Origin of the sequence: Streptomyces sp. NPDC085927 (assembly GCF_044540975.1) — a bacterium.
Classification (GTDB): Bacteria; Actinomycetota; Actinomycetes; order Streptomycetales; family Streptomycetaceae; genus Streptomyces; species Streptomyces hirsutus.
In genome coordinates this window covers 759,833-774,374 of record NZ_JBITSN010000001.1, presented here as the reverse complement: position 1 = coordinate 774,374, position 14,542 = coordinate 759,833, and the positions used below count along the sequence as shown (strand labels likewise).

The window sequence follows — 14,542 nt, the reverse complement described above, 5'->3', positions numbered from 1 at the left end:
CGCCGTGCTCTACCTCTACTGCGCCCTGCTCGTCTGCTGCCTGCTGCTGTTCGTCGCGGGCGTCATCGAGCAGCGCCGGCACTACGCCGCCCTGCACTCCATACCGTCCCGGGTGCTCGTCAACGGCATCCGCGGCAAGTCCTCCATCACCCGGCTGTGCGCCGGCGCCCTGCGCGGCGGTGACCTGACCACGGTGGCCAAGACGACCGGCACGGCCGCCCGGTTCATCCACCCGGACGCGACCGAGGAGCCGGTCTACCGCAAGTTCGGCATCGCCAACGTGGTGGAGCAGATCGGCATCGTCCGCCGGGCCGCCGCGTACCGGCCCGACGCGCTCGTCATCGAGTGCATGGCGGTCATGCCGGCCCTTCAGGAGGTCAACCAGAGCAAGCTGATCCGCTCGACGATCGGCGTGCTGTGCAACGTCCGGGAGGACCACCTCGCCGAGATGGGTCCCACGCTCGACGACGTGGCCCGCTCGCTGTGCCGCTCGATGCCCCAGGACGGCATCTGCGTCACCGCCGAGAAGGATCGTTTCGACATCCTCCAGGAGGAGGCCGACGCCCGGAACTGCAAGCTGATCTACGCGGACCCCGAGATGGTCACCGACGAGGAGCTGCGCGGCTTCAGCTGGTTCACCTTCAAGGAGAACGTCGCGATCGCCCTGGTCGTGGCCGAGCTGCTCGGTGTGGAACGCGAGGTCGCCCTGCAGGGCATGTACGACGCTCCGCCGGACCCCGGTGTGCTCTCCGTGGAGAAGTACGTGACCGAGGAGAACAAGCGGCTGGCCTTCGCCAACGTCTTCGCGGCCAACGACCCCGAGTCGACGCTGATGAACATCAACCAGCTGCTCGACCTCGGCGCCATCCGCCGCCCGCTGAACGTCGTGATCAACTGCCGTCCCGACCGCGTGGAGCGCAACGGGCAGATGGGCGAGATCATCCCCGACCTCCAGCCGGACAACGTCTTCGTCATCGGGCACCCCGCCAAGAGCGCCATCGACGCCATCCCCGCCGAGTGGCGGGACCGCGCGGTGGACCTGGGCGGCGACCGCCGGGACGCCCACGAGTTCATGCCGGAACTGCTCGGTCGCATGTCCGACGGGTCCTCGCTCGTCGCCATCGGCAACATCCACGGCCAGGGCGAGGAGCTGCTGGAGTACCTGGCCGAACTCCCCGCGGACGAGACGCCCGACCCGGACCAGCCGGCCGGTCCGGAGCAGCAGAGCGACCCGGACCGGACGGCTCCGGCCCCGGCCGCCGCCGTTCCGGCGCAGCAGGCGCCCCGTCTGGACCCGTTCGCCGCCTACCCGACGGCGTACGAGGAGCGTTACCAGGCCTCCCAGACCCAGGAGATCCCCCTCATCCGCCGCCGCGCCCCCGTGCAGCAGGCCGTGCCCCAGGGACAGCCGGGACAACCGGGGCCGTACGGGCAGCAGGGCCGGCAGGGCCAGTACGCCCAGCGCGATCAGTACGCCCAGCAGGACCGGTACCCGCAGCAAGGCCGGCACCCGCAGCACGCGCAGTACGCGGAGCACGAGCGGTATGAGCAGCGCGAACAGTACGAGCAGCGTGAGCAGTACGAGCAGCGGCGCGCACAGCACGCACCCCAGCAGGGGCAGCGCCCTCCGCAGCACGGGCAACGTCCTCCGCAGCAGGGGCAGCGCCCTCCGCAGTACGGGCAGTACCAGGAGCACGGACCCGAGCAGCAAGGCCGGCCGTACTACGACGAGCAGCCCGACGGCGGGCCCCGGTACCCGACCGACGAGGACGGCGGCGGACCGCCTCCGCGTCGCTGACCCACCGCGGGCCGACCGCCCTTCTTCCTTCCGCACACCTGCCCGGAGACTCCGTTGATCACCGCCGCACTGACTCCCGAGATGGCCGCTCTGGGCATCGCGATAGGTCTGTTCTTCTCACTGCTGTGCTACCTCACCACCAACCTGTCGCCCGGCGGCATGATCACCCCGGGCTGGCTGGCGCTCACCCTGATCGAGGACCTGCAGCGCGCGGCGATGGTGGTGGGCGTGACGGCCCTGACCTACGCGGGCACCAAGGTAATGCAGCGACTGGTGATCCTGTACGGCAAGCGGCTGTTCGCCGCGGTCGTCCTGCTGGGCGTGCTGCTCCAGGGCACCGTGATGATCGTGCTCTCGCTCGAGTTCCCGCTGCTGTACGGCAACCAGACCCTCGGGTTCATCGTGCCCGGCCTGATCGCCTACCAGATGGTGCGCCAGCCCAAGGGGCCCACCCTGCTGGCCACCGGCACCGTGTCGCTCATGGCCTACATCGTCATCGCCGCCGGCCTGCTGCTCGGCGTCATGCCCACCGTCTGACAACAACCGAGGAGCATTCCGATGGCAGGGAAAGGGAAGAAGAAGACGCGCCACATCGTCCCCGGACTGGTGGTGCTCACACTCGTCGCGGCCTCCGGCTACCTCACCGTGGAGCTGCGCAAGCAGGAAGCGCCCGGGGTCACCGAGGTCCGCAACGTCGGTGTCCTCGACGGCACCGGCGGGTCCGGGGGCGGGGTGGACGACAGCAAGGCGACCTGGTCCCGGCTGGAGAACCCGGCGCGCTCGGTGCTGCGCGGCGGCGACGGGCAGATCGTGGCGGTCCTCACCGACGGGTCGCGCACCGCGACGCTGACCGGGAAGGCCCGCACCTTCCAGGAGCCGGCCGCGACCAAGTCCAAGGTGTCCACCCGCGACTGGGTCCGGATCATGCCCGAGGTGTGGAAGAAGGGCGCGGAGAAGGAACAGTGGTTCAAGGACTGGTACGCCGAGAGCAAGGACAGTGAGGAGGACGACCTCTTCGCGTTCGCCTTCCAGTACGTGGCCGGCGCCCCGGACAAGAAGGACGAGCAGGGCACGCTCTACGCCGGCGACGCCGACTTCGGTCCGCTGAACACCACCGGCGCGGAAGGCGGCGACCTGCGCCTGGAGCAGTCCGACTTCTACGACTTCCTCGGTGTCCAGTACCCGTTCCGGGACGGTGTCGTCGGGGCGCCGGAGACCATGCGCGCCAGGGCCCTGGACTGCTCCGGCTTCATCCGCATGGTGCTCGGCTACCGGGCCCGCTACCCCCTGATGTCCTCGGACGCCTCCACCGGCGACGGACTGCCGCGTACCGCCAACGGCATGGCCCGCTCCAAGCTGGGCGCCGACGTGCTCCCGCTGACCGGCGTGGCCGCCGAGGACCGGCCCGCCAACATCGACCAGCTGCAGCCCGGCGACCTCGTCTTCTTCAAGCTCGACGCGCGGACCAAGGACCGGCTCGACCACGTGGGCATGGTGCTCGGCTACGACACCGAGGGCCACCTGATCTTCGTGTCCAGCCGTGAGGAGATCAACGGCCCGACCATCGGCGACATCGGCGGTGTCTCCCGGCTGGACGGCAACGGCTACTACGCGAAGACGCTGCGCAGCGCGAAGCGGCTGTGAGGCGCTGAGGGAACGAAGCACCGAAACGCCGAAACGCCGAAGCACCGAGCCGGGTCCGGCTCGGTGCTTCGGCGTCCGAGGAATGCGTCCGGCCGTCGTCACTCCGCCGCGGCGGCCGAGGCCTGGGCCTCGCCACGGCGGCGGATCTGGCGGAAGGTGAACTCCGCGAGATCGTTGCCGGTGGAGAAGACGGCCTTGTCCTTCTCCGTCACGTTCTTGGCGGCGGTGAAGCCGGAGAGGGTGAAGTAGGCGTAGCGGCCGTAGGAGTTGGTGGTCGAGCGGCAGACCGCGCCGTCGCAGAACTCCTTCACACCGCCGCCCGCGAGGGACTTGATGATGCTCTTGGCGTCGGCCTGCTGCTTGGCCTTGGCCGCCTGGGCCTCGGTGTCGAAGACGGCCACGCCCACCGTCACCGCGATGTCGTCCTTGGTGTAGGTGACCCGGAGCAGGCGGCTGCAGCCGTTGTCCGTGAGGACCTTGGGCAGGGTGGCCTTGGCGGCCGAGGCGCAGTTGCGGGTGTCGGCCGTCGGGCCCTTCTTGTACACCGTGTCGCCCATGGTGAGCTGCGTGCCCGGGAAGAGGACGTCGGGGCCCAGCGGTGCCCGGTCCTTCTGCGCGCTGGAGACGAAGTCCTTCGGGTCCAGTGGCGGCGGCGCGCTCGTCGGGGCGAACGACGGGACCGTGCCGGTGGGGCTCGGCAGGCCGGCGGTCGCCGGCAGCTGGGAGGACGGGTCGGAGGCCTGGTTGCTGCCGTTCGCCGAGACGACGGCCATCGCCACGGCCGTGCCTATCGCGACGGTGGCGATCGCGCCGCCGCCGATGAACAGCAGCCGCCGTCGCTTGTGACGTGTCTCGGACGCCTCGGCGAGCGCGGCCCAGTCCGGTGCCTGGCCGCTGCCGGCCCCGCTGCTCCAGGGCTGCTGAGACTGCGGTTTCCAGGGATCCCACTGCGAAGGAGGTCCCCCCTGCCCATAACTCATGGGGCGCATCTTAGACGGGGAGCGGGGTGCACCGGTCCGCCCCAACCCCACGCGCAGTCCACGCCGTTGCCCCCGCCCGAGGGGCAAAAGCGACAACTCCGGGTGGTTGGTGCGAGCCGCGCGGAGGGTCCGGCGCGCAAGTGGGGGACAGACCCGGCGAACGGGAGAGGGACGGGTGGTGGCGAACCCCTGTAGAGTTGGTGTAGCCCACATCGGGCGGACTCGTTTTGACCCGTCCGGCCGAGCGTGGGTATTCTGCATGTTCGTTATGTGTATTGGCTTGCTCATTCTCACGTGAGGGGCCCTTACACCGGTCCACCGGGCCGATGACCAGCGACCAGCACGCGGTTTGCGTCACCGCGGTGCGGTCAGGGCTGTCGTGATCGTCTTCGGTGACCATGTCAGGACCACTCACTGAAGAAGCGAAGGCTACGAACCGTGCGTACGTACAGCCCCAAGCCCGGCGATGTGACGCGCCAGTGGCACGTCATCGACGCCCAGGACATCGTCCTGGGTCGTCTGGCCTCCACTGCGGCCTCCATCCTGCGCGGCAAGCACAAGCCGATCTACGCCCCTCACGTCGACACCGGTGACTTCGTCATCATCATCAACGCCGACAAGGTGCACCTCTCCGGCAACAAGCGGACCCAGAAGATGGCGTACCGCCACTCGGGCTACCCGGGCGGTCTGCGCTCGGTCCGCTACGACGAGCTGCTGGCGAAGAACCCCGAGAAGGCCATCGAGAAGGCCATCAAGGGCATGCTTCCCAAGAACACCCTGGGCCGTCAGATGCTGTCGAAGCTGAAGGTCTACTCGGGCGACCAGCACCCGCACGCTGCGCAGCAGCCGGTGCCGTTCGAGATCACCCAGGTCGCGCAGTAAGTCCGGCCACCCCCTAAGACTGAACAGAATCTGAGGAGCATCGTGGCCGAGACCACTGCCGAGCAGCCGCTCGAAGAGACCGACATCGACATCGACAGCTACACCACCGAGTCCGAGGTGCCCGTCGAGGGCGAGTACACCTCGGAGTCCATGGCGTCCCGCTTCGGCGATCCGCAGCCGGCCGCCGGCCTGGGCCGTCGCAAGAACGCCATCGCCCGCGTCCGGATCGTTCCGGGCACCGGCAAGTGGAAGATCAACGGTCGCACCCTCGAGGACTACTTCCCGAACAAGGTGCACCAGCAGGAAGTGAACGAGCCCTTCAAGGTGCTCGAGCTCGAGGGCCGCTACGACGTCATCGCCCGCATCGTGGGTGGCGGTGTCTCCGGTCAGGCCGGTGCGCTCCGTCTCGGTGTCGCCCGTGCGCTGAACGAGGCGGACGTCGACAACAACCGCGGCGCGCTCAAGAAGGCCGGCTTCCTCCGCCGCGACGACCGTGCGGTCGAGCGCAAGAAGGCCGGTCTGAAGAAGGCCCGTAAGGCCCCGCAGTACAGCAAGCGCTGATTGCAGCTGCCCCTGCATGTACTCCGAACGCCCCGGCGGCACGCCACAGTGCCGTCGGGGCGTTCGTTTTCTCTCCATGGCGGGCGTATAACGACACAAGGTGCTCGACGGCTAATCTGATCGGATGGCCGGGGAGCGCTTGCCTCGGGATGCGGAAGCCGCACACGCATCGCGACCGTCGAACACCTCACTTGCGCCCATGGGCCGCGGCCTACGGGCCGAGGGTCATGTCCGGTGCCTGACGTCCGGCGCCTGGCGTCCGGTGTCCGGTGCCAGGGTCCTCGGTCCGGCATCACACCCTCGCGACATCACGCTTGATACGACTTCCGGTACGGCATTCGATACGGCATTTCGATACGGATTCCGATACTGACGCTTCTCAGGAGGACAAGTGGGACGACTCTTCGGCACGGACGGCGTGCGCGGTGTCGCCAACGTGGACCTGACGGCCGAGATGGCGCTGGGCCTCTCCGTGGCCGCCGCGCACGTACTGGCCGAGGCGGGCACGTTCGAGGGGCATCGGCCGACCGCCGTGGTCGGGCGTGACCCGCGGGCGTCCGGGGAGTTCCTGGAGGCCGCCATGGTCGCCGGGCTGGCCAGTGCCGGTGTGGACGTGCTGCGGGTCGGCGTGCTGCCGACGCCCGCCGTGGCGCATCTGACCGGAGCGCTCGGCGCCGACCTCGGCGTGATGCTGTCCGCGAGCCACAACGCCATGCCCGACAACGGCATCAAGTTCTTCGCACGCGGCGGCCACAAGCTCGCCGACGAGCTGGAGGACCGGATCGAGTCCGTGTACGAGGAGCACCGCACCGGCGCTCCCTGGGACCGCCCGACCGGCGCCGGCGTGGGCCGCGTGCGGGACTACGAGGAGGGACTCGACACGTACGTCGCCCACCTCGTCGGCGTCCTGCCGAACCGGCTGGACGGCCTGCGGATCGTCCTCGACGAGGCGCACGGCGCCGCTTTCCGGGTCTCGCCGGAGGCGTTCGCGCGGGCCGGGGCCGAGGTCGTCACCATCGGCACCCAGCCGGACGGCCTCAACATCAACGACGGCTGCGGCTCGACCCACCTGGAGCAGCTGAAGGCCGCGGTCGTCGAGCACGGGGCCGCCCTCGGCATCGCGCACGACGGCGACGCCGACCGCTGCCTGGCCGTCGACCACACGGGTGAAGAGGTGGACGGGGACCAGATCCTCGCCGTGCTCGCGCTGGCGATGCGGGAACGTTCCGTACTGCGTTCCGACACCGTCGTCGCGACCGTGATGTCCAACCTCGGGTTCAAGCTCGCCATGGAGCGCGAGGGCATCCACTTCGTGCAGACCGCGGTCGGCGACCGGTACGTGCTCGAGCAGATGAAGCAGCAGGGCTACGCCCTCGGCGGCGAGCAGTCCGGCCACGTCATCGTCCTCGACCACGCCACGACCGGCGACGGCACGCTCACCGGACTGCTGCTGGCCGCGCGCGTCGCCGAGACCGGGCGTCCGCTGCGTGAGCTGGCGTCGGTGATGGAACGGCTGCCGCAGGTGCTCATCAACGTGCCCGACGTGGACAGGGCCCGGGTGCAGAGCTCGGGGGAACTCACGGCGGCCGTGACGGAGGCCGAGCGGGAGCTGGGGGAGACCGGCCGCGTGCTGCTCCGCCCCTCGGGCACCGAACCGCTGGTCCGCGTGATGGTGGAGGCCGCCGACATCGACCAGGCCCGCTCGGTCGCGGGACGCCTGGCGGACGTGGTGAAGTCGGCGCTGGGATAGCTGGTGCGGGCGGCTGCTGTCCGGCGGTGCCGGAGCCGGTGGGCCGCCCGGCCGCCCGCGATCGTGGGAGCCCGGTCCTCGGAACCGACGCTCAGGGGCCGGAGCCGGACGGCCGGCGGACGCGAATGTTCTGCCGTTTCCAGAACAGCTTCTGCGCCAGCAGGGTGAGGACACCGGCCAGGGTGATGCCCAGCAGGTTGAGCAGGAGCTGCTGGGTGGAGCCCCACATCTGGCCGGCGTCGCCGTAGCTCAGCGCCACGGCGGCGTTCGCGGCGGCCGGGATCGTCGTCACCGAGATGGCGACGCCGACCAGGGCACCGGACTTGGCGGACGTGAGTGAGAGGATGCCGGCCGCTCCGGCCAGTACCGCCACGACGAAGGAGAACCAGTCGGGCGCGTAGACGAACCCGGTCTGCGGCCGCTCGCCCTCCAGCTGTGCCTCGGTGAACAGCCCGAGCGCGTCCATGGCGAGGCTGAAGCCGACGGTCACGGCCATCGCCACCGCGAAGCCCACCAGCAGCGCGATCACCGAGCGCAGGGCCAGCCGAGGCCGGTGCCGTACCACTGCGGTGGAGATGCCGGTCAGAGGGCCGAACTCCGGGCCGACCGCCATCGCACCCACGATCAGGATGGCGTTGTCGAGCACGACGCCGCAGGCCGCGATCATGGTGGCCAGAGCCATGAACGAGAGATACGTGGCCGAAAGGGTCGACTCCTCGTGGGTCTCCTCGGCCAGGTGCTCCCAGAGCACCGCGTCCGCGCTTTCGCCGGGCGCCTCCGCCTCGGCCCGGTCGGCCCGTTCGGACAGCGACAGTTCGATGTTCTCCATGGCGATGGAACCGGACGTGTCGAGCCCCAGCCGCTGCAGCTCGTTGAGCAGGTCGTCGCCCGCCTCCCGGGCCACATCGCACATCACGACGTCCCCGACGGGATCGCGTGCGGCGCCCGGCAGGACTACGAGATGAGTGGCGCCGACGGTCTCCCGGACGAGTCGGCACACGTCGCCGGTCCGGTCGGCCGGCGTGATCAGACGCAGGTGCAGCATGCCCGAAGAGTAGACGGGCGAGTCGGCAGGGCGGTCACAGTTTGCGCAGGCTGAGGCGCTGGACCTTGTGGTCCGGGCCCTTGCGCAGGACGAGGGTGGCCCGGCCGCGGGTGGGGGCGATGTTCTCCACCAGGTTGGGCCGGTTGATCGTCCGCCACATCGTGCCGGCGTAGTCGAGGGCCTCCTCCTCCGAGACCTGGGTGTACTTGCGGAAGTACGAGGAGGGGTCCTGGAAGGCGGTCGCGCGCAGCTTGCGGAAGCGGTTGAGGTACCAGCGCTCGATGTCCTCGGTCCGGGCGTCCACGTACACGCTGAAGTCGAAGTAGTCGGCGAGCCCGACCCGGGTGCGCCCGTCCTTGCCCGGCAGCGCGGGCTGCAGCACGTTGAGCCCCTCGACGATCAGGATGTCCGGGCGGCGCACGGTGAGGAGTTCGCCCGGGACGATGTCGTAGATGAGGTGGGAGTAGACCGGGGCTGTGACCTCGCCCTTGCCGGCCTTGATGTCGGCGACGAAGCGGGTGAGCGCGCGGCGGTCGTACGACTCGGGGAAACCTTTCCGCGACATCAGGCCGCGCGCCTGGAGCTCTTTCGTCGGCAGCAGGAAGCCGTCCGTGGTGACCAGCTCGACGCGCGGGTGCTCGGGCCAGCGGGAGAGCAGGGCCCGGAGCAGACGGGCCACCGTGGACTTGCCGACGGCCACGGAACCGGCGACCCCTATGACGAAGGGCGTGCCCGACTGGGAGCCCTGCTCGCCGAGGAAGGTGTTCAGCGCGCCCCGGAGCCCGTCGGTGGCGCCGACGTAGAGGTTGAGCAGCCGGGACAGCGGGAGGTAGATGTCCCGCACCTCGTCGAGGTCGATGACGTCACCGAGCCCGCGCAGTTGCTCCACCTCGTCGGCGGACAGCGGCAGCGGCGTCTTGTGGCGCAGCGCGCTCCACTCCGCACGGGTGAGGTCGAGGTAGGGAGTCGCCTCCGGCCGCTGCCGGTGGGCGCTCCGGGAGGTCGAGGAGACCGGAGAGATCACAGTCCATTGTTAACGGAGTTTGAACGGGATGGTTCGTGGGCTGTGTCACGTAGTGAGCGAGATCGGAAGGAAACTGAGGGGAGTTGCGAGAAGTTGCATACCCCGTGTCCGACTTTTCTTTGCCCCCCGTTTAGCATTTCGTAGCGGCTCAGGCCGCCGTCGAGTCCACCAGCCGCAGCAGCCGGGGAGTGTCGTGTGAAGCGCATCCTGATCCGTTCCGGGAAGAGCCCGCTCCGCGTGGCCACGCCGACGGAGTTCATCCACCAGGACCTGATCGGGACCAACACGGGCAATCTGCTCTTCAGTGACTCGGCCCACAAGATGCTGTCCGCGCCGGACACCGACGTCGTCTCGAACGGCATCCGCACCGACCCGTCCGCCCGGCGCGCGGCCGAGATCAACGAGCAGTACGACGTCTTCGTCGTGCCGCTGGCGAACGCCTTCCGCCCCGCCTTCCAGGCGTCCCTGGACCGGCTGTCGGCCCTGGTGGAGCAGCTCACCATCCCCGTGGTCGTCTTCGGCGTGGGCGCCCAGGCCGGGGCCGACTACGACACCGGGCAGCTGAGACCGATGGAGGCGTCGGTGAGACGTTTCGTCTCCGCCGTCCTCGAGCGGTCCGCGTCGATCGGGGTCCGCGGCGAACTCACCGCCCGCTACCTCACCGACATGGGGTTCCCCGCCGACCGCGTCGACATCATCGGCTGTCCGTCCATGTTCCTGTACGGGGAGACCTTCCCGACCGTCCGTGCCGTCGAGCTGACCGCGTCCTCGCGCATCGCCGTCAACCTCTCCCCGGACGCCCTCCCCGTGGGAGACATCGCCGGTCTGGCCCGTCACGCGTCGGAGCGCTACCCCCACCTGCTCTACTACGCGCAGAACCTCGCCGACGCGGAGCTGCTGTTCTGGGGTGACCTCACGCCGGAGACCGGCGTCGAGGACCCGTTCCCGCTCCAGCTCAGCCACCGTCTGATGCGCGAGAACAAGGTGCGCATGCCGCTGGACCCGGCGACCTGGATCGACGAGCTGCGCGGCCACGACTTCGCCTACGGCACCCGGATCCACGGCAACATCGCCGCCCTGCTGGCCGGTACGCCGAGCGTCGTGCTCACCCACGACTCGCGGACCCTCGAACTGTGCCGTTACTTCGACATCCCGCACGTCCCGATCGGCTCGCTGTCCGCGGACACCGACCCGCGCGACCTGTACGAGGCCGCCGACTACTCGGCGATGATCAAGCACCACGGTGAACGGTTCGAGCGGATCGTCGCCTTCCTCGACCGCAACGGCCTGCGGAACACGTACACCCACGGCGATCGCGGCGCGGCCTTCGACGCCCGGCTCGCCGCCCTGGAACTGCCCGCCTCGATGCCGGTCTGGGACGGCTCGGACGACGGCCACATGCGCTACCGGGTCAGCCGGCTGCGTGAGCGAATAGCCGTCGCCAACACCCGGATCGACAAACGCGTCCGGGAGAACAAGGAACTGCGCACCCGGCTGGCCGCCGCCGAGGAACGGGCGGACGAGAACAGCCGGCGGCTCACCGCGGCGCAGAAGGAACTGGCGGCCACCCACAAGCGGCTCGCGGCCCTGGAACGCCGCATCGGCGGCATCGAGAAGCGCGCCATGGTCCGGATCGGCCCCGCCGTCCGCCGCCGGGTGCGCCGCATCTCGAAGCCCGGCGAGAAGGGCTGACCGGACCGGCCGGACCGAGCAGGGCCGGGCCGGAACAGCAGGCGGACAAAGCGAGATCACGCGGCTGTCACAGTTCCCCTACGAATGATCCTTCGATGATCATTTGTGAGGGAGCTGTGTCTATATTCCGTGCACTGTGCTGCGGATTCCTCCGCGCCTTCGAAGAAAGAGTTCCCCCGTGAGAACCACCGCCGTCCGCCGTTCCGCTCTCGCCGCCTCCGCCGCCGCACTCGCCCTGCTCGTCACCGCCTGCGGTGGCTCCGACGACGGCGACAGCGGCAAGGGCGACGAGGGCAGGGCCGACTCCTCCTCCGCACCCGCGGCGAAGGCGCTGACCGCGGCCGAGCTGGAGAAGGTCGCGCTGGTGCAGGCCGACATGAAGGACGGCAAGGTGGTCACCAAGGTGCCCGCGACGGACGATGTGGCCGCCGGCAAGGTCAAGGCGGAGGACGAGGCGTGCCAGCCGCTCGCCTACGTCCAGGCCGGTGTTCCGGTCGGCTCGCCCGCCGCCAGCGTCAAGCGGTCCTGGACGAGCGAGCCGCAGAAGCCCGCCGAGGGCGCGGACCCGGAGAAGGCCCTGCTCGCCGGCCTCGACATGGACAAGGTCCTGGTCACCCTCGCCTCCTACGAGGACGGGGGCGCCGAGCAGGTCATCAAGGACGTCGACGCCGCCGCCGAGAAGTGCGCCGGAGGCTTCGACTACACCGCCATGGGCGAGAAGTTCGAGATCGTGAAGGCGGCCGAGACCGAGGCGCCGAAGGGTGCCGACGAGGCACTCGCGATCACCCTGACCATATCCGCCGAGGGCGTCCAGGCTCCCGTGAACATCGTCGTCACGCGCACCGGCTCCACCGTCGCCGCCTTCTCGGCGATCAACCTCGCTGCGATGGGCACCGGCGAGAACGCCCCCTTCCCGGCGCAGATCTCCGACGCCCAGCTCGCCAAGCTCGGCTGACGCTCCCTCACCCTTTCCCGCCGGTGCTTCGCGCACCGGTGGGAATTTCCGATTCCGGGCACGCGGCAGCCATTTTCGGCGCCTGACGGATCGTAGGCTGCCTGGCATGTGCGGAATCGTGGGTTACGTGGGGCCGCAGTCGGCGCTGGACGTCGTGACGGCCGGACTGAAACGACTGGAGTACCGGGGCTACGACTCGGCGGGCGTGGCCGTCCTCGCGGACGGCGGGCTCGCCACGGCGAAACGGGCCGGGAAACTGGTCAACCTGGAGAAGGAACTGGCCGCCCGGCCGCTGCCCACCGGGGCGACCGGCATCGGCCACACCCGCTGGGCCACGCACGGCGGCCCCACCGACGCCAACGCACACCCGCATCTCGACAACGCGGGCCGGGTCGCCGTCGTCCACAACGGCATCATCGAGAACTTCGCCGAACTGCGGGCCGAACTGGCCGGGCGCGGCCACGACCTGGCCTCCGAGACGGACACCGAGGTCGTCGCCCATCTGCTCGCCGAGGAGTTCTCCTCCTGCGCCGACCTCGCCGAGGCGATGCGCCTCGTCTGCAAGCGGCTGCTCGGCGCCTTCACCCTGGTCGCCGTCCACGCGGACGCGCCGGACGTGGTCGTCGGCGCGCGCCGCAACTCGCCGCTCGTGGTGGGCGTCGGCGAGGGCGAGTCGTTCCTCGCCTCGGACGTCGCCGCGTTCATCGAGCACACCCGCTCCGCGATCGAACTGGGCCAGGACCAGGTGGTCGAACTGCGCCGCGACAAGGTCACGGTGACCGGCTTCGACGGCGCGCCGGCGGACGTCCGTAGGTACCACATCGACTGGGACGCGTCGGCCGCGGAGAAGGGCGGCTACGCCTCCTTCATGCTCAAGGAGATCGCCGAGCAGCCCAGGGCGGTCGCCGACACCCTGCTCGGCCGCATCGACGGCTCCGGTGCCCTGTCCCTGGACGAGGTGCGCATCCCCCCGAAGGCGCTGCGCGAGGCCGACAAGGTCGTCATCGTCGCCTGCGGGACGGCCTTCCACGCCGGGCTGATCGCCAAGTACGCCATCGAGCACTGGACGCGGATCCCCTGCGAGGTCGAGCTGGCGAGCGAGTTCCGCTACCGCGATCCGATCCTCGACCAGCAGACCCTCGTCATCGCCATCTCCCAGTCCGGCGAGACCATGGACACCCTGATGGCCCTGCGGCACGCGCGCGAACAGGGTGCCCGCGTCCTGGCCATCTGCAACACCAACGGCTCGACCATCCCGCGCGAGTCCGACGCCGTCCTCTACACCCACGCCGGCCCCGAGGTAGCCGTCGCCTCGACCAAGGCCTTCCTGACCCAGCTGGTCGCCTGCTACCTGGTCGCCCTGTACCTCGCCCAGGTCCGGGGCGCGAAGTACGGCGACGAGATCCGCGCGGTCGTCCGGGACCTGTCCTCCATCGCCCGCTCGGTGGAACGGGTCCTGGAGACCATGGAGCCGGTACGGGAACTCGCCCGCGCCCTCGCCCACAAGAGCACCGTGCTGTTCCTGGGCCGGCACGTCGGCTACCCGGTCGCCCTGGAGGGCGCGCTCAAGCTCAAGGAGCTCGCCTACATGCACGCGGAGGGCTTCGCCGCGGGCGAACTGAAGCACGGCCCGATCGCCCTGATCGAGGACGGCCTGCCCGTGGTCGTCGTCGTCCCGTCACCGCGTGGCCGCTCCGTCCTCCACGACAAGATCGTCTCCAACATCCAGGAGATCCGCGCCCGCGGCGCCCGCACCATCGTCATCGCCGAGGAGGGCGACGACGAGGTGACCCCCTACGCCGACCACCTCATCCGCGTCCCGCCCACCCCGACCCTGCTCCAGCCCCTGGTCGCCACGGTCCCTCTCCAGGTCTTCGCCTGCGAACTGGCCACGGCCCGCGGCAACGAGGTGGACCAGCCCCGCAACCTGGCGAAGTCGGTCACGGTGGAGTGACGCCGGGACCCGCTCGGGAAGCCCGGCGGAGCCCGGAGCCCGGGTCCGGGTCGGGGCCTTGGCCGGGACCCGGGGGGCCGGGACTTCATCCTGGGCCGGTACGGTCCCGGCTCGCCCTGAGCGGCCGTCTGAAGAACCGGCGCGTTGCGGGGTGAACTTTTTCCGAATGATCTGTCATGGACGCATCAGTTTGAGGCATTCTGGGCCCGTCCGTATGGCGGACATCAATCTTCCACATGCCTCGTAGTTCGGAGACG

Annotated in this window: 12 protein-coding genes; 9 read left to right on the top strand and 3 right to left on the bottom strand. The window is 69.8% G+C overall.

Going from position 1 to position 14,542, the window contains the following annotated elements; all coding sequences use genetic code 11:
• The first annotated feature begins 4 nt into the window (after positions 1–4).
• From pgsB to ACIF80_RS03465, 3 genes are read left to right on the top strand one after another with little or no spacing between them, the layout of a single operon-like run.
• Positions 5–1,798, top strand: coding sequence for a poly-gamma-glutamate synthase PgsB (gene pgsB / locus ACIF80_RS03475; RefSeq protein WP_399798803.1), 1,794 nt, complete (start codon positions 5–7; stop codon positions 1,796–1,798).
• Between the two features lie 54 nt (positions 1,799–1,852).
• Entirely contained in the window at positions 1,853–2,335 is a 483-nt protein-coding gene (locus ACIF80_RS03470) for a poly-gamma-glutamate biosynthesis protein PgsC/CapC (RefSeq protein ID WP_055592185.1), read from the top strand.
• A gap of 21 nt (positions 2,336–2,356) precedes the next feature.
• Positions 2,357–3,442 (top strand): NlpC/P60 family protein, encoded by a 1,086-nt coding sequence (locus ACIF80_RS03465; RefSeq protein ID WP_399798800.1) that lies wholly within the window; start codon positions 2,357–2,359, stop codon positions 3,440–3,442.
• Between the two features lie 98 nt (positions 3,443–3,540).
• Here ACIF80_RS03465 and ACIF80_RS03460 read toward each other — a convergent pair whose 3' ends face one another.
• On the bottom strand, positions 3,541–4,422 hold the full coding sequence (locus ACIF80_RS03460; protein WP_399798797.1) for a hypothetical protein: 882 nt from the start codon (positions 4,420–4,422) through the stop codon (positions 3,541–3,543).
• Positions 4,423–4,860: 438 nt separating this feature from the next.
• Between ACIF80_RS03460 and rplM the strand changes: the two genes are divergently transcribed.
• From rplM to glmM, 3 genes are all read left to right on the top strand, one after another.
• Entirely contained in the window at positions 4,861–5,304 is a 444-nt protein-coding gene (gene rplM, locus ACIF80_RS03455) for a 50S ribosomal protein L13 (protein ID WP_399798794.1), read from the top strand.
• 42 nt (positions 5,305–5,346) lie between these two features.
• A complete protein-coding gene (gene rpsI / locus ACIF80_RS03450; protein ID WP_399798792.1) occupies positions 5,347–5,865 on the top strand; it encodes a 30S ribosomal protein S9 in 519 nt (172 codons plus the stop codon).
• 391 nt (positions 5,866–6,256) lie between these two features.
• Positions 6,257–7,615 (top strand): phosphoglucosamine mutase, encoded by a 1,359-nt coding sequence (gene glmM, locus ACIF80_RS03445; protein WP_399798789.1) that lies wholly within the window; start codon positions 6,257–6,259, stop codon positions 7,613–7,615.
• 91 nt (positions 7,616–7,706) lie between these two features.
• Here glmM and ACIF80_RS03440 read toward each other — a convergent pair whose 3' ends face one another.
• Entirely contained in the window at positions 7,707–8,660 is a 954-nt protein-coding gene (locus ACIF80_RS03440; RefSeq protein ID WP_399798786.1) for a DUF389 domain-containing protein, read from the bottom strand.
• A gap of 34 nt (positions 8,661–8,694) precedes the next feature.
• Entirely contained in the window at positions 8,695–9,684 is a 990-nt protein-coding gene (gene coaA, locus ACIF80_RS03435) for a type I pantothenate kinase (protein ID WP_399798783.1), read from the bottom strand.
• A 195-nt stretch (positions 9,685–9,879) separates the two neighbouring features.
• Between coaA and ACIF80_RS03430 the strand changes: the two genes are divergently transcribed.
• The 3 genes from ACIF80_RS03430 (at position 9,880) to glmS (ending at position 14,285) form a co-directional block, all read left to right on the top strand.
• A complete protein-coding gene (locus ACIF80_RS03430) occupies positions 9,880–11,376 on the top strand; it encodes a polysaccharide pyruvyl transferase family protein (protein WP_399798780.1) in 1,497 nt (498 codons plus the stop codon).
• A 178-nt stretch (positions 11,377–11,554) separates the two neighbouring features.
• Positions 11,555–12,331, top strand: coding sequence for a hypothetical protein (locus ACIF80_RS03425; RefSeq protein WP_399798778.1), 777 nt, complete (start codon positions 11,555–11,557; stop codon positions 12,329–12,331).
• A 106-nt stretch (positions 12,332–12,437) separates the two neighbouring features.
• A complete protein-coding gene (glmS, locus tag ACIF80_RS03420; RefSeq protein ID WP_399798775.1) occupies positions 12,438–14,285 on the top strand; it encodes a glutamine--fructose-6-phosphate transaminase (isomerizing) in 1,848 nt (615 codons plus the stop codon).
• Positions 14,286–14,542: the final 257 nt, after the last annotated feature.

Bases quoted from the DNA above. Each gene is read 5' to 3' on its own strand.
- ACIF80_RS03465 (WP_399798800.1), top strand. From the start codon at position 2,357: ATGGCAGGGAAAGGGAAGAAGAAGACGCGCCACATCGTCCCCGGACTG.
- ACIF80_RS03440 (WP_399798786.1), bottom strand. From the start codon at position 8,660: ATGCTGCACCTGCGTCTGATCACGCCGGCCGACCGGACCGGCGACGTG.
- glmS (WP_399798775.1), top strand. From the start codon at position 12,438: ATGTGCGGAATCGTGGGTTACGTGGGGCCGCAGTCGGCGCTGGACGTC.
- ACIF80_RS03460 (WP_399798797.1), bottom strand. From the start codon at position 4,422: ATGAGTTATGGGCAGGGGGGACCTCCTTCGCAGTGGGATCCCTGGAAA.